Annotated in this window: 21 protein-coding genes and 2 pseudogenes; 11 read left to right on the plus strand and 12 right to left on the minus strand. The window is 65.7% G+C overall.

Annotated features, from left to right (window positions below; all coding sequences use genetic code 11):
- Nucleotides 1-146 precede the first annotated feature (146 nt).
- The gene (locus ACX9NE_RS01005) at nt 147-638 is read right to left on the minus strand and encodes a TspO/MBR family protein (RefSeq protein ID WP_459360165.1); all 492 of its coding nucleotides are present in this window, start codon (nt 636-638) and stop codon (nt 147-149) included.
- A gap of 304 nt (nt 639-942) precedes the next feature.
- Here ACX9NE_RS01005 and ACX9NE_RS01010 point away from each other — a divergent pair, with 304 nt between their 5' ends.
- A complete protein-coding gene (locus ACX9NE_RS01010) occupies nt 943-1659 on the plus strand; it encodes a hypothetical protein (protein ID WP_459360164.1) in 717 nt (238 codons plus the stop codon).
- Between the two features lie 43 nt (nt 1660-1702).
- Here the strand turns inward: ACX9NE_RS01010 and ACX9NE_RS01015 are convergent, their stop codons facing one another.
- From ACX9NE_RS01015 to ACX9NE_RS01035, 5 genes and pseudogenes are all read right to left on the minus strand, one after another.
- Entirely contained in the window at nt 1703-4660 is a 2958-nt protein-coding gene (locus tag ACX9NE_RS01015) for a DUF6531 domain-containing protein (RefSeq protein ID WP_459370675.1), read from the minus strand.
- Nucleotides 4661-5086: 426 nt separating this feature from the next.
- Nucleotides 5087-5767: a hypothetical protein gene (locus tag ACX9NE_RS01020; RefSeq protein ID WP_459360162.1), complete on the minus strand. Its 681-nt coding sequence runs from the start codon at nt 5765-5767 to the stop codon at nt 5087-5089.
- Between the two features lie 489 nt (nt 5768-6256).
- Nucleotides 6257-6328: pseudogene (locus ACX9NE_RS01025) on the minus strand (type II toxin-antitoxin system VapB family antitoxin); the annotation flags it as partial.
- Nucleotides 6329-6401: 73 nt separating this feature from the next.
- Complete coding sequence (locus tag ACX9NE_RS01030; protein WP_459360161.1) at nt 6402-6803, minus strand: PIN domain-containing protein; 402 nt, start codon at nt 6801-6803, stop codon at nt 6402-6404.
- Entirely contained in the window at nt 6796-7050 is a 255-nt protein-coding gene (locus ACX9NE_RS01035) for a type II toxin-antitoxin system Phd/YefM family antitoxin (protein WP_459360160.1), read from the minus strand. Before ACX9NE_RS01035 ends, ACX9NE_RS01030 begins: the two co-directional genes overlap by 8 nt.
- 391 nt (nt 7051-7441) lie before the next feature.
- On the opposite strand from ACX9NE_RS01035, the pseudogene ACX9NE_RS01040 reads away from it, so the two are divergent.
- The 5 genes and pseudogenes from ACX9NE_RS01040 to ACX9NE_RS01060 all read left to right on the plus strand — a co-directional run.
- Nucleotides 7442-7714, plus strand: a pseudogene (locus tag ACX9NE_RS01040) (nitronate monooxygenase); the annotation flags it as partial.
- Nucleotides 7711-8130 carry a nuclear transport factor 2 family protein gene (locus tag ACX9NE_RS01045; RefSeq protein ID WP_459360159.1) on the plus strand — a complete coding sequence of 140 codons (420 nt, stop codon included), beginning with the start codon at nt 7711-7713 and terminating at the stop codon, nt 8128-8130. The pseudogene ACX9NE_RS01040 and the gene ACX9NE_RS01045, both read left to right, overlap by 4 nt.
- Before the next feature lie 109 nt (nt 8131-8239).
- Complete coding sequence (locus tag ACX9NE_RS01050) at nt 8240-9454, plus strand: cytochrome P450 (RefSeq protein ID WP_459360158.1); 1215 nt, start codon at nt 8240-8242, stop codon at nt 9452-9454.
- 550 nt (nt 9455-10004) lie between these two features.
- Nucleotides 10005-11081, plus strand: a complete 1077-nt coding sequence (locus ACX9NE_RS01055) for a PE family protein (protein WP_459360157.1) — start codon at nt 10005-10007, stop codon at nt 11079-11081.
- Between the two features lie 310 nt (nt 11082-11391).
- Nucleotides 11392-12168 (plus strand): SDR family NAD(P)-dependent oxidoreductase, encoded by a 777-nt coding sequence (locus ACX9NE_RS01060; protein ID WP_459360156.1) that lies wholly within the window; start codon nt 11392-11394, stop codon nt 12166-12168.
- A 3-nt stretch (nt 12169-12171) separates the two neighbouring features.
- On the opposite strand, the gene ACX9NE_RS01065 is transcribed toward ACX9NE_RS01060, so the two are convergent.
- Nucleotides 12172-13359 carry a cytochrome P450 gene (locus ACX9NE_RS01065; protein ID WP_459360155.1) on the minus strand — a complete coding sequence of 396 codons (1188 nt, stop codon included), beginning with the start codon at nt 13357-13359 and terminating at the stop codon, nt 12172-12174.
- Between the two features lie 133 nt (nt 13360-13492).
- Here ACX9NE_RS01065 and ACX9NE_RS01070 point away from each other — a divergent pair, with 133 nt between their 5' ends.
- The gene (locus ACX9NE_RS01070; RefSeq protein ID WP_459360154.1) at nt 13493-16780 is read left to right on the plus strand and encodes a helix-turn-helix transcriptional regulator; all 3288 of its coding nucleotides are present in this window, start codon (nt 13493-13495) and stop codon (nt 16778-16780) included.
- Here ACX9NE_RS01070 and ACX9NE_RS01075 read toward each other — a convergent pair.
- On the minus strand, nt 16777-17868 hold the full coding sequence (locus tag ACX9NE_RS01075) for an SDR family oxidoreductase (protein ID WP_459360153.1): 1092 nt from the start codon (nt 17866-17868) through the stop codon (nt 16777-16779). The two genes, ACX9NE_RS01070 and ACX9NE_RS01075, sit on opposite strands and share 4 nt — an antisense overlap.
- A 231-nt stretch (nt 17869-18099) precedes the next feature.
- On the opposite strand from ACX9NE_RS01075, the gene ACX9NE_RS01080 reads away from it, so the two are divergent.
- Nucleotides 18100-18573 carry a DUF4262 domain-containing protein gene (locus ACX9NE_RS01080; RefSeq protein ID WP_459360152.1) on the plus strand — a complete coding sequence of 158 codons (474 nt, stop codon included), beginning with the start codon at nt 18100-18102 and terminating at the stop codon, nt 18571-18573.
- Between the two features lie 10 nt (nt 18574-18583).
- Here the strand turns inward: ACX9NE_RS01080 and ACX9NE_RS01085 are convergent, their stop codons facing one another.
- Nucleotides 18584-19612, minus strand: coding sequence for a fused (3R)-hydroxyacyl-ACP dehydratase subunits HadA/HadB (locus tag ACX9NE_RS01085; protein ID WP_459360151.1), 1029 nt, complete (start codon nt 19610-19612; stop codon nt 18584-18586).
- Nucleotides 19613-19694: 82 nt separating this feature from the next.
- Complete coding sequence (locus tag ACX9NE_RS01090; protein ID WP_459360150.1) at nt 19695-20363, minus strand: DUF998 domain-containing protein; 669 nt, start codon at nt 20361-20363, stop codon at nt 19695-19697.
- Between the two features lie 77 nt (nt 20364-20440).
- Here ACX9NE_RS01090 and ACX9NE_RS01095 point away from each other — a divergent pair, with 77 nt between their 5' ends.
- Complete coding sequence (locus tag ACX9NE_RS01095) at nt 20441-21073, plus strand: TetR/AcrR family transcriptional regulator (RefSeq protein WP_459360149.1); 633 nt, start codon at nt 20441-20443, stop codon at nt 21071-21073.
- On the opposite strand, the gene ACX9NE_RS01100 is transcribed toward ACX9NE_RS01095, so the two are convergent.
- Nucleotides 21052-21696, minus strand: coding sequence for a dihydrofolate reductase family protein (locus ACX9NE_RS01100; protein WP_459360356.1), 645 nt, complete (start codon nt 21694-21696; stop codon nt 21052-21054). The two genes, ACX9NE_RS01095 and ACX9NE_RS01100, sit on opposite strands and share 22 nt — an antisense overlap.
- A gap of 119 nt (nt 21697-21815) precedes the next feature.
- Here ACX9NE_RS01100 and ACX9NE_RS01105 point away from each other — a divergent pair, with 119 nt between their 5' ends.
- Both ACX9NE_RS01105 and ACX9NE_RS01110 read left to right on the plus strand, forming a co-directional pair.
- Complete coding sequence (locus ACX9NE_RS01105; protein ID WP_459360148.1) at nt 21816-22631, plus strand: SDR family NAD(P)-dependent oxidoreductase; 816 nt, start codon at nt 21816-21818, stop codon at nt 22629-22631.
- Between the two features lie 59 nt (nt 22632-22690).
- Nucleotides 22691-23692: a glycoside hydrolase family 6 protein gene (locus tag ACX9NE_RS01110; RefSeq protein ID WP_459360147.1), complete on the plus strand. Its 1002-nt coding sequence runs from the start codon at nt 22691-22693 to the stop codon at nt 23690-23692.
- 23 nt (nt 23693-23715) lie between these two features.
- Here ACX9NE_RS01110 and ACX9NE_RS01115 read toward each other — a convergent pair whose 3' ends face one another.
- On the minus strand, nt 23716-24168 hold the full coding sequence (locus tag ACX9NE_RS01115; RefSeq protein ID WP_459360146.1) for an ester cyclase: 453 nt from the start codon (nt 24166-24168) through the stop codon (nt 23716-23718).
- Nucleotides 24169-24225: the final 57 nt, after the last annotated feature.

The following is a 24225-nucleotide window of genomic DNA, read 5'->3' on the forward strand; positions in this document are numbered from 1 at the left end:
GCCATATCTCCCGGAATCTCGACTAGTGACCTACTCAGAGATCTCGGCGCTCGCCACCGGCAAGCGGAACCGACACTGGCAGGTGACTCCTCCCCTTGCGAAAGATGCTTGCAGGCCCAACGAGGCAAGACCCCGTGCTCGGGCGGTCACTTGTTGAGTTGCCACACGGCGAGGTTCAGGCAGAGGGCGAACGTAGTCCAGAGGAGGTAAGGCACCAACAGCCATCCGGCCACGGCGCTGCGGCGAAAGAACAACACGACAGTGGCGAGAAGGACTGCCCACAGAATCGCGATGTCGATCAACGCGATACCGCGCCACCCGAGTCCGAAGAACAGTGGGGTCCAGGCCGCGTTGAGAACCAACTGCGCGGCGTATGCGGCCAGTGCACTCCGGGTCGCGCTGCTGGGTCCGCCGCGCCACACCAACCAAGCCGCCACAGCCATCAGCGCGTAGAGGGTGGTCCATACCGGCCCGAACACCCATGCGGGGGGCGCCCACGAGGGTTGCCGCAGCCGGCCGTACTGCTGGGCGCTGTTGGCGGCTAGCCCACCCACCCCGGCGGTGAGCACCACCGCCAGAAACGACACGCCCAGTGCGGCGAAGTTCCTGGCGCCCCGACGATTTGCGGCATCTACCATGTGACCCACGGTAACGACCGAGTTCGCACGGCCACGGCCGGGTGAAGTTCTGGGCTCGGACAACTCGCGCTGATCGAACACAGCGGACGCCGTCCGCTGCACGAGCATCGGGAAGTCTTGTGCGGCAGAGCTTTGCCGCCGCTGCGCGCCGATGATCGGCTGTGGTGCCGCGCCACAGTGGTGGGCGAAGTTCGGCCTCGTTTCAGAACCCTTGCATTGCGGCGTGAATCATCGTCTGGATTGACCGCCGCGCACCCGGTCGCCGTCGCTCCACGGAGACGACCACGAGCCATACACTTGCCGCGTGAACATCAGCAAGGTCATCGTCGGCGTAGCAACAGCCCCTGTCCGGGCCGGCGTCGCGGTGGCCGACGCCGGGCTCGCCGCTGCGGCCATCGCGCTCGGGGCTGTGAAGGAGTCCTTGGGCGAGGAAAGACCGAAGACCGTAGACCCGATCACCGACCTGTTTCCGCTGCGCGGCGCACTCGTCGGCGCCAACCGAGTCGCCGAGTTGACCGAGAACGACAGGGCGATGGGGCGCGTTCTGGTCCGCGGCGGGCCCGCGGACAAGCTGACACGTCCGGGTGGGGTTGTCGACCTGTTGACCGCGCCCGGCGGTTTACTCGACCGGGTATCCGTAGAAGGTTCCGCGCTAGAGCGGATCCTGGAGCCTGGTGGACTTGCCGATCGGCTCCTCGCGAAGGACGGGCCGATAGAGCGGATGTTCGCCGAGGACGGCATCATCGAGCGGGTGTTTGCCGAGGACGGCATCATCGACAAACTGCTGGCCAAGAATGGACCGCTCGAACAATTCACCGAAGCTGCAGAGATCCTGAGTCGACTGGCGCCCGCCGTGGAGAGAATGACGCCCACGGCTGACACCCTTGAGGCTGCTGTCGATACCCTCAACAGGATGGTCAACTCGCTGAGTGGGATCACAGAGCGCATTCCGCGGCGGCGATCGACGCGGCCGGCTGTGCGCGCGAAGGGCAACGTCGACCAGGACGCCATCGACCCGTGAGCCGACCCGGCCACGACGGCCGGGAATTCGTGGCAGCAGTTGGTCAAGGTCCTCGGTGATGTTGGCGACCGCGTTGGCGTACTTCGTGCCGTAGGCCGCCTCGAATGCGTTGACTAGGGGGGGTGTGCGCGTGGGGCGGGTAGGTCCAGGTGAGGGTGTCGCCGGTGGTGGTGGTTTGTTCCAGGAGTTGATTGCCGAGCCAGCTGAAGGTGATGGTGTGCCCGGTGGTGGTGTTGGTTTTGTGGGTGCGCCGGTTGGCGGGGTCATAGCCGTAGATCCAGGTGTGGCCGTCGGGGGTGGTGAGGGTGCGCAGCCGGTCGTAGGCGTCCCACTGGTAGTGCCAGACGTCGGGTGTGCGGCCCAGGCGGCGGGTGACGGTGCGGATCAGGCGCCCGGCGCGGTCGTAGGTGTAGTGGGAGCGCCCGTCATCGAGCAGCAGGGTGCCGCGGTAGTGCCAGCGTCCGGGCCGTTGGCCAACCGTGGTGATGTTGTGGGTGGCGTCATAGCCGAACTGTTCGGTGAGGACGTCGCCGACGGTGGTGGCGTTGACCCGCCCCACACCGTCCAGGCGGTAGCGGGTCTGTACCTGGTCGACGGTGCGTGCGGTCAGCGCCCCGTCGGGCCGGTAGGCAAACGTCGCCTCGGTCACCACGGGTTCGCGCGCCGGGGTGGGTCCGAGGAAGAGTTGCCCTTCGGGTGTGCCGCGCCATGACTGGGTGAGCAGGCGCCCGAGTGGGTCGAACTCGCGCGCCACCCGCGCACGCCCCACCGAGGTGTGGGTGACCCGGCCCGCCGCGTCGGTGCCCACATCGATGACCCGGCCGGCGCTGAGCACCCCGCTCAGGGCGCCGCGGTGGTCGTAGCGGTAGTCGGTGTGCACCCCGCTGGGGCTGCGCACCCCGATGAGTTGACCGGCGGCATTGAACGACGCCGTCACCGTGTGCTGGTTCCAGGTGTGGGTGTGGGTCCGCCCATCCCGGTCTCGCCGATAGGTGCCGGTGCCGTGGGCGTTGGCGGCCCCGCTCAGCTCCCCATCAATCCCGTACCGGAACCGGGTGACCTCGTCGCCGGTGGTTTCGGTGAGCGCGCGCCCGAGTGCGTCGTAGGTGTAGCGGAGGGCCTGGCCCGCGGCGTTGGTCTTCTCGGCCAGCCGGCCCGCGGTGTCGTAGCGGTAGGTGGTGGTGGCGCCGTTGAAGTCGGTTTCGGAGGCTAGGCGGCCATCTTGGTGGTAGGTGTAGCGCCAGCTCAGCCCGTCGGGGTTGAGCACCTCGACCAGGCGGCGCGCGGTGTCGTAGCGGTAGGTGGTGCGCGAGCCGTCGGGGGCGATCTGGGCGGTGAGTTTGTCGTAGTAGCCGTATTCGAAGCGGGTCTGTGCGCCGAGTTCGTCGACATGGGACACACAGTTGCCTTCCCCGTCGTAGGCCCAGGACTGCGCGGTGCCGTCGGCGGCGACGCGGTGGCGCACGCGGCCTTCGGCGTCGCGGCGTACCCGGGTGCGATACCCGTTCGGGTCGGTGATCGCGACCGCGCGACCGAACGCGTCGTAGTCGATGACGGTGACGAACCCGCCGGCGTCGGTGATGCGGGTCGCCAACCCGGCCGCGTTCACGGTGATCGCGCTGCGCCGGCCTTCCTCATCGGTGATCGCGATCAGCGCACCCGCACCGTCGTATTCGAAGCGCCGCGTCGCCTGATCGGCGGTGACCGCGACCACGTTGCCGGCGTCGTCGTAGCTCACCGACACCGGCGAACGGCCTGGGCGCACCACCACATTCACACGCCCCGGGCCGGCATACCCGAACCGGGTCACCCCACCCAACGCATCGGTGACCGCCGCGACGTCACCGTGCTCGGTGTACTCATAGCGGGTCACCGCACCGGCGGGGTCGGTCACCACCAGCGGGTCGCGCCACCGGGTGAATTCGGTGACAGTGAGCCGGCCTTGCCGATCGCGCACCCGCCGCGGCCGCAGATCAGCATCGAACTCATGCGCGGTCTGCCCACCGTAGGCGTCGGTGTAGGTCGACACCAAACCCTCCGGGGTCGACAGGTAATCGAAGGTGCCCGCCCACACCCCGCCGCTGCCCTGCTGGCTGACGACCCGCCCCGCGCCGTCATAGACGTTCTCATACCGCGCCCCGGTCGCATCCGTCCAGCCGATCATCTGATGCTCACCGTCATAGGCAAACGACGTGGCGGCCCCGCACCCGTCGATCACAGAAACCAGATCCCCACCCGCATAGGTGAAGCGGCGCAACGCAATACCGCCCCCGCCGGCGGGGTCGGCCAGGTCATAACCGGTGATCCGGGCCCCATCGCAGTGCACATCCACCCGATACCCGCCGGAATGGGTCACCGCGACCGGGATCCCAGTGTCGCTGTAATGAAAACGGATCCGGTTGCCGTGGCGGTCGGTGATCGCCGAGATCGACACCACCCCCACGGCCAGATCCGTTCCGTGCAGCCCGCCCTGAGGCTCGAAGTGGTAACTGCGGTCGCTGTCCTGACTAAACAGTCGGTATCCGCCGTCAATAGCTTTAAACAGCAACCAGTTCCGCCCACGCAGCGGCTGACTCGGCCTATCGACACCCGGATGATCGAACACCAGCATCGTGCCCTCGGCGTCCACGGTGGTAACGCCCTGCTCGGTGACCACCACCCGCGCATCGAAACTCGAGGTCCACGACGGCCCGAACCATACCCCGCGCCGCCACTGGGAGCGGTGCTGGCGGGTCAACACCAACGCCAACACCCCGGGCAACTCCACATCGGTCATCGGCAAGAAATACTCACCGGTGGCCATATCCACCGGTTCACCCGCCGCACACCGGTCCGCAGGCTCAACAGAACGGCCCGGCTCCCGCGCCTGCTCACCGATCCCGCGATCACGCTCGGCCAAGGTGAACGGGTCCTGAGCATTTTCAGGGGTGGGAGGATGATCACCTGGTGGCTCCGGCGGGCCATGACCCTGACCCGGCGAGACCGCGGCCGGCGCATCCACCGGGCCATGCGCACCCTCGGCGGGTGCGCCGCGAACCTCCGACGCGAACCCGCGCGGCCCCGCAGCCTCACTCGACGCTAGCGGGGCCGTCTTGGCCGGCTCCGGCCCATGCGCCGGAACGCGAGCCCCGTCACCGGCGGCCGCCGCGGGTCGGCCAGCCGCCTCGGACACCGCCGGGGCGTGGTGGGCGGGCGGGTGTGTCGCAGGCGGTGATGCCTCGACCGGGCGGATCGGCTCGACGGGCGCGTACGGGTGCGGCGCCGCGGGATTGGTGTGCGGTACACCCGGCGGTTCGTGGTGAGGACTTGAGACCGGTCGGCGGGAGGGTGCCCGGTGGCCGGTGCTGCAGGATGCGGTGACTCGGGTGCGTCATCCAGCAGGTGTGTGCCTGGGTGCTCGCCAGCCGGCCGCTCAGTGAGAGGCGCCTCATGAAACTCCGCGGGACTGTGTACAACGGGGCGCCGGTTCGGTCAACGGCGCCGACATGGGCTCGCTGGGCGCATGGGAAGTGGGTGCAGGCTCTGCCGCCGGTGTGTGCACTGGTTCGGTCGGTGGGTGCGAGGCGGCCGGCGCAGGCTCCGTGTACGACGGGCGGGTCGGTTGCGCGGGTTCGTGGCCACCGGGATGCTCCACCGGTGGCCCCGGCTGTGCCGGGGTCGGCTTGACTTCGGCGGCCGGCATGCCGGGCTGGGTGGGCGGCGCTGGACCGTCCGGATGCTCGCTGGTTATCGCAGCACGTTGCGGCGGCTCTGGACCCGCCGGCGCGCCGCCGTAGGTCGTCCATGCCCCCGACGCGGCACGCAACGAAGCCGGGTTGCCATCGGGCCAGACTTCGCCGACGAAAGCCTCCACGATCGTCCACAACACCGGAGCCGCAACTCCCGGCCCGAACGGGCTCGCCATCGCCGGCGCCTGCTGGGCGGCAGGGCACGGCGGAATCGACAACGACGGCTGACCTCCGCCGGGAATCGACATCGCAATGCTCAGCGCATAGTTGTACGCGGACATCTTGATTCCATACGCCATCCGCCGACAGGCGTTGACCGCCGCAGACCCCGCACCGAGAACCCCTCTGCCGGCGTTGAGGCACTCCGTGCCGAAATGCACACCCGCGCCTCGTGACCCGCATTCACCCCAGCAATGCCCGACGTGAGGGCCGACAGGGCCGCAACCAACCGATCGCCACCCGCGGAAAGCTTGTCACCGGCAGCCGAGAGTTCGCCAGGGTTCACATCGAGCGGCGCCACCATTCACCCCCTCACGCCATCCACTATGACAACCACAGAACGTACAAAACTTACGGCGATCGATAGCGTCGCAGGCCTCCGGAATATGGAGTACATCACCGATGGCAACAGGTGACTTTCTTGGTCCTCGGCCGACTCGGAGCCTGGCCCCGCTGCGTTGAATCGTGCGAATTTCAGCTCGCAACCACGTCCGCGACGAAATCAGGCCTCAACCGCGCCGAGGGCAGCTCCGGCTGCCATTGAATCCGCCAGACGGCCGATGAATCGGCGAGGAAGAAGATCAACTGCCGAGGGCCTTCTCATCGGCGCGGACGGCACGCCAACCCTCGTAGTCCCACCCTTCGGCATGTTTACGGGACCGAGCGAGCGCCTCGATGCGCCGAAAGCGCTCGACGTAGTCGCGCACGGCGAGCTTCACCGCATCTTCTTGGTGCGCGGCGCGTACACGGCCGCTGGGAAGTGCTGATTCCGCCGCAACCAAGCGGTCTCGGATACTAGACGGTCACGACCTTGACGATCTGCTCAAGGCCGTCAAAATCGTTGGCGTTGCGCGTGTAGAGCGGCAGGCCCGCGGCCAGCGCGGTCGCGGCGATGAGCAGGTCGACGGCGCGCCGCCGGGGCTGGCGCCCCGCAGCCAGAACGGCGGCGTAGATCCGCCCATATGCTCTCGCGCAGTCACCGTCGAAGGGTACGGGCTCCACCCAGGACTCAAGCTGCTGCAGCCGGTCCTGTCGACGCGCCCGTTCGTCGGGGTCGTCGGTGGCGTGCGGACCAGCAGAGAGCTCAGCCATCGTGACCGCGCTGACAGAAGCCTCAGCGGGCAAAGCGGCCGGCTCAATGACGTCCAGGTCGACTACGACCGATGTATCGAGTAGGCCGCTCTTCGTCTCAGCCACGCGGGGAGATCTCCTGATCGACACACCGGTCGAGGTCCTCACGCAACCGCCCATAGTCGACGCGCGGAGCGCCGCGGAACGCTTCCGCCAACGCCGACCCGTTCACGACGCGCCGCCGCCGCAGCGGTACCAGTTCCCCGACTGGAACGCCGTTGCGAGTCACGATGAACGCCTCACCCTCGTCGAGTCGGCGCATGATGTCACCACTGTTGTTGCGCAACTCGCGCTGGCTGATTTCGCTGCGCACTCCACGAGCGTAGCACCTGTGCGACACTCTGGCGCCTCGCCAGGTCGGGGTGCTGTGTACACGGTTGCTCGACGACCATGCGTTGGTACAGCAGGCAAAGATCAACACGCCCACACAGATTCGTGTAATCCCCTATCTCGACGGCGTCGCCACCGGCCGCTGTCAATCACGGCGCACACGCGAAGATGAGCGACTACTTCTTCACCAACGCACCCTTCTGCTCCGACATCGCTGACGGTCAACCGCAAATCGTTGCACGTTCGAGCCGCTTCCTGGCGGCAGCGTTCTCGCTCAACACATTTGGACCCAGCCGAACCGTTTGTGCCGTGGGCTCAGCCTCGATGGCTCCTCGATGACGGCCCCAGCGGCTACCCACGCACCGACACGTCTGCGCACGGTGTCGCGGGAAGCGGTCGACATCCTCAAGCGGGGTGGAACCTTCGCTGACGTCCGCCACCTCGTCTCCGGAGCCTGCGGCCGAACGGTCTACGAGACGGGTGATCTCGAAGCCGGCATCTGGTGGATCGGCACGTCGATGTGTCTCATCGACGACATTCCTGCCGTAGGAGAACTCGTGACACGGATCGTGGACGAGGCGCAGGATCTCATCACCGGGCGACTGGCAGGCATGCTGACCGGTGCGACCGCCGCGGTGGCGTCGTGACCGCGCCTGCCGTCGAACGCTGGTTCGATTTCATGAACAGCCGCGATGCCGAGGTTCTCGACGATTTGCTGGCTAAGGACGTGAGGTTCTACTCACCAGCGGTATACACGCCCAAACAGGGGCGAGCCAGGGTGACCGGCTTTCTTCTGGCAGCAGAACACCTCTTCACCGGTACCGATTTCCGCTATGTCGCGCAATGGATCCAAAGCGATTCCGCCGTACTGGAATTCGCCGTCGAGCTCGATGGCAAGCAGATCGAGGGCGTGGACATAGTGCACTGGAACGCCGATCACCGGATCACGTCGTTCAAGGTCATGGTGCGACCTTCAGGGGTCTGCAGACGGTGTCGGCGCGTATGGCCGAAACCCTGGAAGACATGCGTCCGGCGGCACCGTCACCCGGCGCACGGCCATTAGCTCCGCCATGACAACGCTTGCGTCCCGAACTCGACACGCAGGTCCGTCGTCCGGGTCAATCTGGCTCAAGCTTCAGGCGACCGGCCCAGCAGTTGCTACCGTCCACGCCATGACCGCCAGAATCGACCCCGTCGATTTTTTCGGTGACGCGGCAATCCAGGACCCGTACCCCCTGTACGCCCGGTTGCGTAACGACGGCGGGGTGCACCGCGTCGGCGATTCGGATTTCTTTCTGATCAGCAGCTGGCCGGCGATCACCGACGTAGTCACCCGGCCCGAGGTCTTCTCCTCGAATCTGACCGCGACGATGACCTTCACGCCCGATGGCGGTGTGGTCCCCTTCCCGATGGACGGCGTGGGCGGCCGCGCCCACATCCTGGTCACCGCGGACGACCCGGTGCACGCCGCACACCGCAAGCTGATGCTCTCCCACTTCACCGCCAAACGGGTGCAGGCTTTACAGCCCCTGATCGTGCAAGTCTTCGAAAGTCTTTGGGCCGCAGCGGCCGACGAAGGCACCATTGAGTGGATGGACGGCGTCGCCAACCGGTTGCCGATGACCATCGTCGCCGAGCTGATCGGTGTCCCCGAGGCCGACGCCGACCAGTTGGCGCGATGGGGCTACGCCAGCACCCAACTGCTCGACGGACTGATGTCGGGCGACGACTTGGCCGCGTCGATGGCGGCCATCGGCGAGCTGAGCACCTATATCACCACGCGCATGCAACAGGCTGCCACCGACCCGGGTGAGGATCTGATCGGCGCGCTGGCCACGGGGCAAGCAGCCGGTGACCTCGACGCTTTTACCGCCCAGCTGATACTGGTCTCCCTGTTCAGCGCCGGCGGGGAGTCGACCGCATCGCTGCTGGGCACCGCGGTGGAAATCCTGGCCACCGACGCAGACCTGCAGCGGAGAATTCGCGAGCAGCCCGATCTGCTCGGGGCGTTCATCGAGGAGACGCTGCGTCTGGAGCCGCCGTTCCGCGCCCACTACCGCCACGTCCTGCGCGACACGGAATTGGCCGGCACTGCCTTGCCGAAGGACTCCCGGGTGCTGTTGCTGTGGGGTGCGGTGAATCGTGATCCGGATCATTTCGAGGCCCCCGAAGAATTCCGGCTGGATCGCCGAAAAAGCAAGGGGCACATGAGTTTTGGCAAAGGTATCCACTTCTGCCTGGGTGCCCCGCTGGCGCGCCTGGAGGCTGCGACCGTGCTACGGATGCTGCTGGAGCGCACCGAATGGGTGGACGCCGCTGAGGTCGGTCCGTGGCTACCCAGCGTGCTTGCGCGGCGCCGGGAGTTCCTGCGGTTGACCTCCAGATAGCTTCGGCGGCCCAGTAACCACCATCTTGGAGATGGCGGCGCTGCACGTTCATTGATGATGCCAGAATTTGGCGTTGACGGTTTGTAACCGTGGATTGATTTTGTGACGACGATCCGCGATAAGTGCTCAGGTGTGATTACGACACCGCGGTTACTGCCATTCTCACCTGTGAGGAGGAAACCGTAATGCCGTCGCAGAATGGCTTGGCGCTGGCGCTGAAAAGTGACGTCCGAGCCCCCCGGATCAAGGCTGCTGACGAAGTCTTCGAATCCGACAACGTATATCTCCGGAAAAATTTCCGGCTCAAGCCGCTAGACTGCTGAACCCGTTTTCGCCCTCAGCAGATCCGCCTCGAACCGTGTTGATCTGCGCGAATCCGCCGAAGAGCAGCTGAGGGTGTGTCGCTGTGGCCCGAAAAGACACTTCCGTCGATCTCTAGATGCACCCGCCTGCCCGGTGTAATATTTCGGCTCGCAGTCGGCAATCAGGTTTCGCTTCCTGGGTGCCGTAACTGACCGGAACTTAGGCCACCAACCCGTAGGATCAGAAGATGTCGTTCGTGCTTGCATCTGTTGACGCGTTGGTTTCAACGACAGCTGATTTAGAGTCTATCGGGGGGACTTTAAATGCGGCGAACAATGCTGCGGCATTTCCCACCAGCCAGCTGGACCCTGCGGCCGCCGACGAAATCTCCGGGACGCTGGCAAAGTTGTTCGGCCACCATGGTCAGCAGTATCAGGCTGCGGCCAAGCAGGCCGCGGGGTGCTTCGACCGATTTACTCGTACACTGCTTGCCGGGGCAAATGCATATGTGGCTGCCGAGTCCAGCAACCTGGCCAGCGTTGCTTCGGGCGCAACCACTGCGGTGAACCAGGCTGTGGTGCAGGTCAATAAAGTCAGTAGTAGCCTCTTGGATCCACTCGGGATGCTTTTTGGTGACGGGGGTGTGGGTGCTCAGCAATTCACCCAGGCCTTTGTGATTCCGGATGCGGGTATTCCGACCTATCTCACCAACCCGCAGTTGCCCACGCTGGCGCAGTTGGGTGCCGCGTTCTTGGATCCGACCTTGGGCGACGGTGGCGTCGGGGGCCAGGCGTTCATTGCGCCGTTCACCCAGGCCTTTGTGATTCCGGATGCGGGTATTCCGACCTATCTCACCAACCCGCAGTTGCCCACGCTGGCGCAGTTGGGTGCCGCGTTCTTGGATCCGACCTTGGGCGACGGTGGCGTCGGGGGCCAGGCGTTCATTGCGCCGTTCACCCAGGCCTTTGTGATTCCGGATGCGGGTATTCCGACCTATCTCACCAACCCGCAGTTGCCCACGCTGGCGCAGTTGGGTGCCGCGTTCTTGGATCCGACCTTGGGCGACGGTGGCGTCGGGGGCCAGGCGTTCATTGCGCCGTTCACCCAGGCCTTTGTGATTCCGGATGCGGGTATTCCGACCTATCTCACCAACCCGCAGTTGCCCACGCTGGCGCAGTTGGGTGCCGCGTTCTTGGATCCCTTCGGGACGCTATTTGGTGACGGCGGTGTGGGTGCTCAGCAATTCACCCAGGCCTTTGTGATTCCTGATGCGGGTATTCCCGTCTACCTGACCAACCCGCAGCTCCCCACGCTGCAGGCGTAACGGCGGCGTAGCTGCTCCTCAATAATGTTCAGCCCGAGACGATTTCGCAGCAGTCGAACAGTCGTCGATGCACGCACCACCTGACCGGTCCGGACTGCAGGCGCTCGTTTTCGACGTCGGAACCGAGGGTAAGACCATCGTCGCCGACGCTAGCGAAGACCGGCTGCGTGGCTGATGCAAGCCGTCACCATCGCAACCAATACTTCTAGCTAACCTGCTGGGCGGTACACGCAGTGACGGACCGGCGTTGGCGGCAAGCCCAGTCGACGGCCCGGCAACCGTCATCGCCGAGTGACGTAACGTGCTCACCGTGGATATCAACGGAGCTAGCGCAATCGTCACCGGTGGGGCATCGGGTATCGGGGCCGCCACCGCCCGGCAACTGGCCGCCAAGGGCGCCCGAGTCGTCGTCGCCGATCTGCAAGCAGAACGCGGGCAGGAACTGGCACACGACATCGGCGGCGTGTTCGTCAGCGTCGACGTGACGAACACCGAGCAGATCGAGGACGCCGTCAACACCGCAGCCGATCTCGGCCCGTTACGAGCCCTCGTGAATTCGGCGGGTGTCGGGTGGGCACAGCGCACCATCGGCAAGGACGGCGAGTTCGCCTCCGCGCACAATCTGGACGCCTACAAGAAGGTGCTCGCGATCAACCTGGTCGGCACCTTCGATTGCATTCGGTTGGCCGCCACGATGATGAGCCGAAACGAGCCGACCGAGGGCGGCGAACGCGGCGCCATCGTCAACATGACCAGCGTCGCGGCTTTCGACGGCCAGATCGGTCAGGCGGCCTATTCGTCGTCGAAGGGCGGCGTCGTCGGGATGACCCTGCCGGTGGCACGCGACTTGTCCGCGGTCGGCATCCGGGTCAACACCGTGGCACCCGGCCTCATCGACACCCCGATCTACGGCGAGGGTGAACACGCCGAGGCGTTCAAGGCGAAACTGGGTCAATCGGTGCTGTTTCCGCATCGCCTGGGCAAGCCCGACGAATTGGCGTCGATGGTCATCGAACTGATCACCAACTCCTACATGAACGCAGAGGTGGTCCGGGTCGACGGCGGCATCCGGATGCCGCCAAAGTAGGTCCTAGGGAATCCACTCCATCAAAAGCGTTGTGGGACCTGAGATTTCAACCATCGGCCGCCACGGCACGGGGCCGGTCCGGCGCGGGTTACTGATACGACTGGCGATGACGCGCAGCGCCTCGGTGAGTTCGACTCGCGCAAGGTGTGCCCCGAGGCAGTAGTGGACGCCGCCGCCGAAGGTCAGGATGGCCGGCGGCGCCACGCGGGTGATGTCGAGGCGGTCCGGATCGTCGTAGACCGCGGGATCCCGATTGGCCGAGGCGGTGTTGGCCATGACGCAGGTGCCCGCCGGGATGAGGATGCCGTCGAGTTCGACGTCTTCGGTGGCGACGCGGACCGTAGTGAAGGTGATCGGGGTGTGCCGGATGAGTTCCTCGACGGCGTGCGGTGCCAGCTCCGGATGCTTGGCGAGCAGTGCCCACTGGTCGGGATGGTCGGCCAAGACCTGAACCGCGGCCGCCAACTGGTTGCGGGTGGTGTCGGTTCCGGCGTTGAGCAGGATCACCACCAGGTTGACCAGTTCATCGTGACTCAGTCGGTCGCCGTCGTCTTCGGTGCGGATGAGCTCGGAAATCAGGTCATCGGTCAGGCAGTGTCGCCGTGCGGCGACGAAGCCCTCGACGTAGGACTCGAGTTGTTCCCATGCGCCCAGGATGGCCGGCGTCTCCGCGGCAACGTTAACTCCGAACGCTTTGCTGACGTCATCAGCCCAGCGGGAGAACAGATGCCAGTCGTCGCGAGGCGCACCCAGCAGTGCGCAGATGATCGGCACCGGGTACGGCCGCGCGATCTCCGCGACGACGTCGCAGCGGCCGGGTGAGCAGGCATCGACGAGCTCGGTGATGACGTCGACGCATGCGGCGCGCATCCGATCCGCGGCGCGTGGAGTGAACGCGCGCGACACCAGCCGTCGCAGTCGGCGGTGTTCGGCGCCGTCGAGGCTCACCAGCAGCTTGGTCACCCGGTCCCACACCGGGCCGTCAGTGATGCCCTGCACCATCAGGCCGACGCCACGCGGCATGGCGAAGCGGGCATCGCGCAGCACGGTGCGCACCAGGCCATAGGTGAGGACCTCGGGCCCGTAGGGGCCCAGGGCGATCGGCGAACGCTGCCGGGCCGCTCGGATGATCAGGTGAGCTGTCTCGGGATCCGGCGCGTCCTCGTAGGAGAGAACCGGTAGTTCGGTCATGGCGTCGACTATCCGAATCGGCTGGTCGCCGGTCATCGGCCTAAATGCCTAACTGCGCGACGCACGTAGACGCGTACACCAATCAGCCATTTGGCTGATGTTTCGCGCCGTGCATCGACGCACGCTGGTTACCATGAGCGAGATCGAGCGGAGCGACGTTGCCATGAGCGAGCTGCCAACCGGAACGGTGACACTATTGCTCGCTGACGTCGAGGGCTCGACCCGGCTGTGGGAGACCCAACCTGACCAGATGGCGGCGGCCATCGCCCGATTGGACCGGGCGGTATCCGACGCGATCGCCGTGCGTCATGGGGTCCGGCCGGTGGAACAGGGCGAAGGCGACAGCTTCGTCGTCGCGTTCGCGCGCGCTTCCGACGCCGTGGCCTGCGCCGTGGACCTGCAGCGCGCCCCGCTTGCGCCGATCAAGCTGCGCATCGGCGTTCACACCGGCGAGGTGCGGCTACGCGACGAGGGGAACTACGTCGGACCCACGATCAACCGCACCGCCCGGCTGCGCGACCTCGCTCACGGCGGTCAGACCGTATTATCCTCCGTGACAAGCGATTTGGTCATCGATCAGCTCCCGGCCGATGCGTCGTTGACGGACCTCGGCAGCCACCCACTGCGCGATCTGCCCCGGCCCGAGCGGGTCGCGCAGCTGTGTCATCCCGACCTGCGCAACGACTTCCCGCCGCTCCGAACACAAGGCCCGAGCCGCGCCCATAATTTGCCGCCACAACTGACGAGTTTTGTTGGGCGCCAAGCGGAAACGGCGAACCTCCGGGAAACTTTAGCTACCGCGCGGTTGGTCACGCTGACAGGAGCCGGGGGTGTGGGCAAGACACGGCTGGCTGTACACGTTGCCGCTGAGGTCGCCACCGAGTTCTCAGATGGAGTGTTCTACGTCGATCTGGCACCGATCACTCACCCTGATGTCGTCGCGGTGACGGCGGCACGCGCACTCGGATTACCGGATCAACCGGGCCGCTCCACGACGGACACCCTATTGCGCTTCATCGGTGGCCGGCAGCTGCTGATCGTGCTGGACAATTGTGAGCACCTAATCGACGCGAGTGCCCGTCTTGCAACCGAGATGCTCTCCAGGGCAACAGGACTCACCGTCCTGGCCACGAGCCGCGAGCCGCTGGGCGTGACGGGTGAGGCGACCTGGCAGGTGCCGTCTCTGGGTCTCTCCGATGATGCCATCGCGTTGTTCACGGACCGCGCGAAGCTGGCGAAGGCAGGCTTCGCCGTCCCCGACGAGCACACCGCCGTGGTGGCCGAGATCTGTGCTCGCTTGGACGGCATGCCACTGGCGATCGAACTGGCAGCGGCTCGGGTGCGGACACTCACGGTAACGGAAATCGTTGACGGGCTTCATGACCGGTTCCGGCTGCTGACCGGTGGCTCTAGAACTGCGGTGCGCCGTCAGCAAACCTTACGCGCGTCGGTGGAGTGGTCACACGCACTGTTGACCGAAACCGAAAGGATCCTATTCCGGAGGCTTGCAGTATTTCTCGGCGGATTCGATCTGGAAGCGGCCCTGACGGTCGCCAGCGGCGATGCCATTGAGCGGCACCAAGTCATGGACCAGCTCACCCTGCTCGTAGAGAAGTCGCTCGTCGTGGCCGAAAACACCGGCAGTCGGACCCGATACCGGATGTTGGAAACCGTCCGCCAGTACGCACAAGAGAAGTTGAGCGAGTCCGGCGAATCCGATCGCACCCGCGATCGTCACCGCGATTACTACGCCGCGTTTGCCGCGTTGCTCGACGCACCGGCCCGTGCCGACTACGAGTGGCGCATACAGCAGGCGGAGACCGAGATGGACAACCTGCGGAGCGCCTTTGCATGGAGTCTGGAGAATTCCGACCGAGAGCGCGCGTTGAATCTCGCCTCTTCACTGCAACCCTTGTGGCACAGCCGCGGCCGCATGTTGGAAGCTTGTACATGGTTCGATGCCGCGCTCACCGACGATGTGGAGCCGCCGGCGGTGTCGGCGGCGACACTCGCGTGTGCGCTCGCCGATAAGGCCATGCTTATCACTTTTGTCGCCTACACCGAGTCTCCCGCCCAGCGCGCGCTGACGATGGCGCGCGATATCGATGATCGAGCCTTATTGGCCCGCGTCCTGACCGCCTGCGGCGTTGGGGCGGGGGGTGCAAGTTTCGATGCCGAGGCAGCTAGTGCCTTCTTCGCCGAGGCGACCGGCCTCGCTCGTGAAATAGGTGACACGTGGAGGTTGAGCCACATCCTCGCGCAGCAGTCGAACACCGCTGTCCTCCTTGGTGACCCGATTGCCGCCAGGGCAGCCGCAGAGGAGGGGTGCAATCTCGCTGCCGCCATTGGAAACGGATTCGACGCGCGTCAATGTCGCCTGAGCCTGGGGATGTCGCACTTGATGGGAGGTGATTTGCGCTCTGCTGTCGAACAACTCGGTGCTGTGGTGGCCGAAGGTGAAGCAACGCTGGACGAGTTTCACCGGCCGTTGTCGCTCATGGGCCTAGGTGTCGCTCAGGCGTATGGCGGTGACGCAGCCGCGGCCCGGGGCACTGCTGCAGCGGCGCTCCAGGTCGCACCGGATGTCGGCGAATACTTCCTCGGAATCGGCAGCGTGACGTTGGCCGCCGCGGCCTTGGCGGCTGGGGATGTCGCGACCGCGCAGGAGGCCAGCGAGGCGGCGTGGCGATATCTCAGTCTCGCGCAGCCCGAGAGTGCGGTGGCCCAGCGCCCTTTCAACGCAGTCGAGGTGGCCAGACTGCGCGGAGAGCTGGACGTTGCGCGTGCGTGGGCGGACGAGGCCGTCGCCGTCGCGACGGGCTGGTACTCCGTGATGGCCTTTCTGGCACGCGCCAGAGTCGCTGCGGCACAAGGCCTTGCAGAGCAAGCAGAGCGCGACGCTCATGACGCCCTGTCCCGTTCGACAGCTTGCGGCATCTATCTGCATCTCCCCGACACTCTAGAGTTCCTCGCCCAGTTGATCCGGGAATCCGAGACCTCCCGGTCGGCGAGGTTACTGGGCGCGGCGGACGCGTGGCGCCGGCGAATGGGTGGAGCGCGTTTCCAGATCCATCAGGCCGCCTATGAGGCAACAGTCGCCACCTTGCGAGATGCGATGGGACAGAATGAGTTCGATGCGGCCTGGGCAGAAGGCGCGGCACTGACCACCGAAGAAGCAATAAGCTACGCCCAGCGCGGCCGAGGTGAGCGCAAACGCGGGTCCAGCGGCTGGGCGTCCTTAACCCCGGCCGAACTCGATGTGGTCCGGTTGGTCACCGAGGGACTGGGCAACAAAGACATCGCTGCCCGCCTCTTTGTCTCGCCCCGCACGGTGCAGGCCCACCTGTCGCACGTCTACACCAAACTTGGCATCACGTCGCGCTTCCAACTCATTCAAGAGGCGGCAGCGCACGCCAACTAGAGTTTGGAAATTCCCGGAATACGTTGAACCAGGCCGTCGTCGAGCATCTGCTGGAAGTGATCGGTGATGGTCTGCTCGACCGGCCGATACGTCAAACCCAGTTCCTTCTGGCTGCGGGTGTTGTCGAATGCCAGCGGGTAGCCGACGTTGCGGTCGACGAATTTTCTGGTGAGTCCGACGACCGGAGCGATGGCCTTGAAGACCACCTTGGGCGCCGTCGTCCTCGGGAACGCATAGAACGGGCCGAACCGTCGGCGCAGCACCTTGCCGATCTCCAGGAAGGTCAGGGTGTCAGCGTTGGCGATGTAGCGTCCATGCGCCTCGGGAGTGAAACCGGCGCGCAGGTGCGCATCCGCAACGTCGCGCACGTCCACCAGGCCGGTGGCCATGTCCGGCGCCCCGGCCAGCATGGTGCCGTCGAAGAATTGCTTCATCGTGCTCAGGCTGGCCGAGTCGCTGCCACTGGTCAACGACGGACCGAGCACCAGGCCGGGATGAATGGTCACCAGGTCCCAGCGATCCTGGTCCTGCTGGTAACGCCAGGCCTCCCGCTCGGCGACCGTTTTGGAATAGGGGTACGGCTGGTGGTCGGCACTGCTGGTGGTGTTCCAGTGTTCCTCGGTGAACACGCCGTTGGGGACATCTTGCGATTCACGGGCGTCGCCGTAGATCGCGACCACGCTGCTGGTCAGCACCACCCGTTTGACGGTGTCGGTGCGGTTGACGGAATCCAGCACGTTGCGGGTGCCTTCCAGCGCCGGACGGACCAGCGCCTCTTCGGCGTCCTTGAAGCCGGAGATCAGGAACGGCGACGCGGTGTGCATGACGAGCTCGCACCCCTTCATCGCCTCGTCGAAACTGCCGGGTTCGAGGAGGTCGGCTTTGAAGAGCTTCAGTCGGCCGGGGTGTTCGTCGGACAGCTTGTGTAGGTGCTCGAGGCCGGATGCCTTGTTCGGGTTTCGTACCGTGCCGTGAACGGTGTGTCCGGCTTCGAGCACCGTACGCACGATCCAGCTGCCGATGTAGCCGCTGGCACCTGTGACGAGCACCGGCGCGGCAGGGTCGATCGTGGTGGATGGTCGGCTCATGGAGGGTTGTTCCTCTCTCGCGGGACGTGCACCTCATGCGCAGCGTGTCGCGTCTGGCAAACGCTGCTGTTCGGACCCTAGCGCGATGAGAGTCGGGGACCTAGTGGTCGTCGTGTGGGCGTGGGTCAGCCGATCTGACGATGTTGCGAGTCTCGTTGATTGGCAGACATTTTGGGGCATGTCAGTGGGTGCGGGCAGGCTGGTGCCCAACTACCGGAGAAAGGTGCGGATATGTGCTGGCAGTGCGACCACCCCCACGCCACTATCGATGACTACCTGGACGTGCTGCGCGAGATCATCGCGCATCACGGATGGGCGGTGCAGTTCGTCGAGGACGGGTCACGACCATTCGCCTACACGGTCGGCTCGTCTCTTCGCGGTCTGCCCGAACTGCTGATCACCGGTCTACAGCCGCGTAAGTCGGCACACGTGCTGAACTCGGTCGCGCACTACATTGCCGACGACGGCATGGTCGTGCAGCCGGCAGAGCGCATCGACTTCCAGGGCGAGTTTCTGCTGGAAGTCGTCGCGGTCGAACACCCGGATGTCCACCTGACATTCGCGGTTCGGTTACGCGACGCGCCTATCCGCGCGTTTCAGCTGGTCTGGACCGACGACCGCCGCCACTGGCCGTGGGATCACGGGTGGAGCCACGGCCGGCGCCGGCAACCGGTGCTGGGCATCCGCACCCCGCTGACGGGGTGAGGGTGCACCCTCAGCTGAACCGCACGTTCATCGTGGCCAAGCCGAAGATCTTGCGACCGGCGGACTTGGCGCCGACGATGATGACACCGGAGCGGGTGTCCGGGTCCAAAGACTTGATCCGGCCGCTGAATTCGATGTCGGCGCCGTCGATGGCCGACACGATGGCCGGCTGGGACAGCCGCACCGCGTAGCGGGTCACCGCACCCGGATCGCCGGTCCACGCGGAGGCAAATCCGGCGCCCAGACCCATGGTGAGCATGCCGTGGGCGATCACGTCGGGCAGCCCGGCCGCCTTCGCGAGGGTCTCGTCCCAGTGAATCGGGTTGGCGTCGCCGGCCACGCCGGCATAGTTCACGAGGTCGCCTCGGGACAGTCTGGTATGACGCACCGGCAGCTCGTCGCCCACCTTCAGCGCATCGAAGGAAGGTGTGCCGGGTTTGCGTGCCGTGTCCTCGGCGAGCAGGACCTCGCCCTCGGGACGCACCGTCTTGGCATAGCCAGCGTCGGCTTCGCTGCTGTCGAGGATGTTGACGTCGTGCATCATCGCTTTCTGCACGGCGACCTTGACCACCGGATCGATGTCCTCGGCGGTGATGCCGACGACCGTCGTGTGCAGCGTGTGCACCCGCTCGCCGGCGGTGTCGGTGTAGGTGTTGGTCACGGTGATCATGTCTCGGCCGGCGATCCTGCGCACCGACGTCAGTTCGACGTCGATGCGCAGTTCGTCCCCGGCCACGATGGGACGGTGTTGCTCGAAGACTTCTTCGGTCTGCAGATAGGTGTCGTAGCCGACGACCACCGATTCGAACATGCGCCGATTGCAGGTCATCCCCGGCACCGACGTGAACGTCAACGGCGCCACCAGCCCCGAGTATCCGAGTTTCGCGGCGGCGTCGACGTCCCAGTGAGCGGGGTGGTAGTCCTGCACCGCGCGGGCGTACTCGCGCACCTTCTCCCGGCCCACCTCGTAGGCGTAATCCATCTGGTAGTAATGGCCGACCCGAGATTCGAGCGTTGACGCCTCTGCCGTTGTGGTCATGAATTCGTCCAACTGTTCTATCGGCTTGTTGGTCGAGGCCGACCACAGCACACTAGCGCGCCGACAACGGGCAAAACGCGCCCTAGGGGTGGTCGGCGCTCCGGTAAAGCCTGACCGACACGGCCGTCAGCCATGCCCACACCAGTACGACCGCAGCGGTGAACACCAGGATCGACGCCGTGCCGCCGGAGCCGGAGGACAACGCGAGAAAGCTCGCCGCGAACACCAGACCGGTGACGCGCGAGAACCACGCCCACCCGGTGCCGCCCGGCGTCCGCGCGAACCATCCGCCGAGCACAACGCACGCGGCGACCAGGCATAAGAAGCCGACCCCTGCGACGGCGAAGTGGGTGAGGCCGTGCCAGCTCAGGTGACCGACGCCGGGCGGGGTGCCGGGCGGGAACCCGTCCGACGGGTCGGCGCGGAAGCCCCCGGCGACCATCAAGGCCAGCCCGTAGCCACCGAGCAGACCGGCCGCCCACCCGGAGCGCCGTCCGGGACCGAGTGCACGCCTGACGCCGACGGCGGCGGCGACCGTCGTAGCGCCGGTGATCAGGAACGTCGCGACCTGGATCCACCCGAGGTCACCGTTGGCGAGTTGGCTTGCGGCATGCCGGGTGGGGTCGAATCCGTCCCGCGCGGCCGCCTGGATGGCAACCGACACCACATAGACAGGACCGGCGATGACGCCGTATCCGAGGAGTGACTTCGTGACGCGGTCTGCAAGAGGCGGGCAGTCAGTACGGGTCACGGCATCCTCCATGTCACTATGGAACTAGACCGTACAGTACCAAAAACTAGACTGTCCAGTACTTACGAGAGGCCGGTATGTCTGAGCCGGTGGGCCGCTCGGCCCGCAAACGCATGAGCATCCTGTCCGCCGGTCAGGAGTTGTTCCTGGCCAGCGGGTATCACGGCACCAGCGTCGACGCGATCGCAGCGTCGGCCGCGGTGTCCAAACAGACGGTGTACAAGCACTTCGGTGACAAGCACGAGTTGTTGATGGCCATCGTCGACGAGGCTCTGGAAGGCACGGTGTCGGCGTTCCTGGACCGCGTAGCAACCCTGGCGGAAACCACCGATCTGGAACGGGACCTGACTGCGTTGGCCGGCGACTATCTGCGCGCGGTCCTTCAAGAACCCGTGGTGCAACTGCGCAGGCTGGTGGTCGGCGAGGCCAACCGATTGCCCGAACTCGCGGCGCTCTACTACGACCGCGCCCCGGGCCGCATGCTGGCGGCGTTCGCCGCTTGCTTCCTCAGGCTGGACCGGCGCGGCCTCTTGGAGGTGCGCGAACCCGACACTGCCGCAGAGCATTTCGCGTTTCTGGTGGTCGGCCGGTGCATCGACCAGGCGCTGTTCTGCGGCGGCCCGGCGGTGCAGGCCGCCATCGACGTCGACGGTCGGGTGCAGGCCGCCGTGCGGGTGTTCCTGGCGGGTTACCGACCGGCAGCCAGATGATCGGGTGCGCTCATGTCACCCGTCGCGGGTGTGCCCTCGGCGAGTCCGTAGCGCAGGTACACCGTGCCGGTCGGACTGGCTGCCGGCGGTTCCAGGAGTCTGAGGTTCGTCGGCACTGGGCCACCTTCGAAGCCCCCGTCGAACACCTTCTTCCCGACGCCGAGCACGATGGGGTGAACCCAAAGGTCAAGACGGTCGAAGAGCTTCTCACGCAGCAGCGTCTGCACCAGGTTCAGGCTCCCTACCACCTTGATGTGGTCGTGCCGGTCGCGGATCTCGCGCACCGCGCCGGCCAGGTCTTGGCCCAGATGCGTGGACCCCGCCCACGACAGGCCGGGCCGGCCTCGGGAGGCCACGTACTTCGGCACGCGGTTGAACAGCGCGGCGATCTGCCCGTCCTGCTGATGCGGCCAATAGGCGGAGAAGATGTCGTACGTCCGCCGGCCGAGCAGCAGCGCGTCGGTGCCCTCGTAGGCGGCACCGATCTGCGCCCCGCTGACCTCGTTCATCAGGGGCGCCTGCCAACCGCCGAAGCAAAAGCCCACCGGGTCCTCGTCGGGACCGCCGGGCGCCTGCCCGACGAGGTCGGGGGTGGCGAACAGCTCAATGTGGATGAGACCCATAACCGGTAGACCCGTACGCGCCGCCAAACTCATCGCTTCGCTGCACGCGGTGCGACTGATGGGATAGAACGGTAGGAGCTACCCGTTGCTTCACCGAAGATGCCCAGAGGAGCTCAGTCATGCAATCCGTCGAGGGGACCAACGTTCTAGTCACCGGCGCCGCCATGGGCCTCGGCAAATTGTTCGCCACCCAGGCCGTCAAGGAGGGCGCCGCATCGGTGGTCCTGTGGGACGCCAACGAGACCGCGTTGAAGGAGACCGCGACGGAGTTGGAAGCAGCCGGGGGGACCATCCACTACGACACCGTCGACGTCACGTCGCAGGATCGGGTGGCCGAGGCCGCAGAGCAGGTCCGTGGCTCCGTCGGCACGATCCATGTCTTGTTCAACAACGCCGGCATCGTCCGCGGCAACGGCTACTTCTGGGAGAATGAGCCCCGTGACTTCATGCTGACCATGGAAGTCAATTCCATCGGCCCCATGCTGGTAGCCCGCGAGTTCCTGCCGGCGATGATCGGCTCGGGTGCGCAATGCCGTCTGGTCAATATCGCCTCGTCGGCCGGACTGAACGCCATCCCGCGGATGGCTGCGTACGCCGCGTCCAAGTGGGCGGCGATCGGCTTTTCCGATTCCGTGCGGCTCGAGCTGGAACAGGCCGGCCACGACCAGGTCAAGGTCACCACGGTGTGCCCGACGTACATCAACACGGGCATGTTCGACGGCGCCAAGGGCATCTTGTTCACCCCGATGCTCGAGCAGGAGGACGTCGTCTCTGAGACGTGGAAGGCCATGCTGCAGGGCAGCCCGTTCGTCGTCATCCCGTGGACGTCGAAGATGAACAAGGTGCTCAGCGCCGTGCTGCCGATTCGGCTGCGCGACTTCTACCTCCGGCGCGTCGGTGTCTACAACTCGATGGACGAGTTCAAGGGCCACTGAGTCCGAGCCGTCGGCGACGATTGGCGATTATCACAATTCGGCATTATTTTACTGGCGTGATGTCAACAGCCGCAGGTGTAGTTTCTCGCTGGATCGCCCCCTTCCTCACTGTTGCGGCCGTCGCCGCGATGGGTCTGTCTGCCGGCCCGACGCAGGCCGGCTCGGCGTTGCGTCTGGTCGATGCGTCGAACCCATTGGCCGGGCAGCCCTTCTATGTCGACCCGGCATCGGCGGCCATGGGCGCGCACAACGCCAATCCGGGCAATGCGCAGCTGACGGCGATCGCCAATACGCCCCAGGCCTTCTGGCTTGACCAGGCATTCCCTGCCGGCTCGGTCGGCGGGCGAGTCGCGAGCTATGCCGGCGCGGCACAGGCCGCCGGCAGCATGCCGATCTTCGCGCTTTACGGAATCCCGCATCGCGACTGCGGTAGCTACGCCTCCGGTGGCTTCGCGTCGGGCGCGGACTATCGCGCGTGGATCGACAGCATCTCATCCGGCCTGGGCGGCTCGCCCGCGGCGATCATCGTCGAACCCGATGCCCTCGACATGGCCGACTGCCTGTCCGCTGACCAACGCCAGGAACGCTTCGACCTGATCCGCTACGCGGTCGACACCCTGACAAGGGACCCGGCTGCCGCGGTGTACGTGGACGGCGGCCACTCCCGCTGGTTGAGTGCCGAAGAGATCGCCAACCGGCTGAACCAGGTGGGTGTCGGTCATGCGCGTGGATTCAGCCTCAACGTCTCGAACTTCTTCAGCACCGATGAGGAGACCGGTTACGGCGAAGCCATCTCGGGGATGACGAACGGTGCGCACTATGTGATCGACACGTCGCGCAACGGCGCCGGACCGGCGCCCGACTCCGCGCTGAGTTGGTGCAACCCCTCCGGCCGCGCCCTGGGCGCGCCGCCCACCACCGCGACAGCCGGAGCGCACGCCGACGCCTACCTGTGGGTCAAGCGTCCCGGTGAATCCGACGGTTCCTGCAACGGCGGAGCGTCGGCGGGACACTTCGTGAGCCAGTACGCCATCGATCTGGCTCAGAACGCGGGCCAGTAGGCAGAACGCGGCCCAAGACCGTCCTACGCCTTGCTGCCGAGCAGTGACAGCAGCTCAGCGCGGCCGATCTGAGTGACCAGGCTCGCCACGTCGAAGTAGATGCGCTCGTTGGTGATTCGATCCTCGTCGAAGCTGAACACCGCGATCACCGGAACCCGGAATGCCTTCCCGGTAGGCGGGAGATCGTAGAACTCACCGGTGTTGGTGCCCAGCAGGTCGAACTCGACGATCACCGCGTCATCGGCGACGTAGAACCGGGCGTTCTCATGGCGCTGGTCGGGAAACGCCGCGCGGGTGGTGCGGTAGTAGTTCATCACTTCGTCGTCGCCGTCGAAGACCTGCCCGGTCGGGATGATCTCGTAACGCGGATGACCGTTGAAGGTAGCCAGAGTCTTGTCGAACTCGTGGGTCACCTCGGTGTCCATGTGTTGCTTGATGAGATCCAGACGCTTGTGGCGGAGAGTGTCACTGATCACGTATGCCTAACTTCGATGTGCGCGAGCCTACGGACTCGAGCAGCAACCGGACACCGA

It is taken from the genome of Mycobacterium sp. ML4 (genome assembly GCF_054515735.1).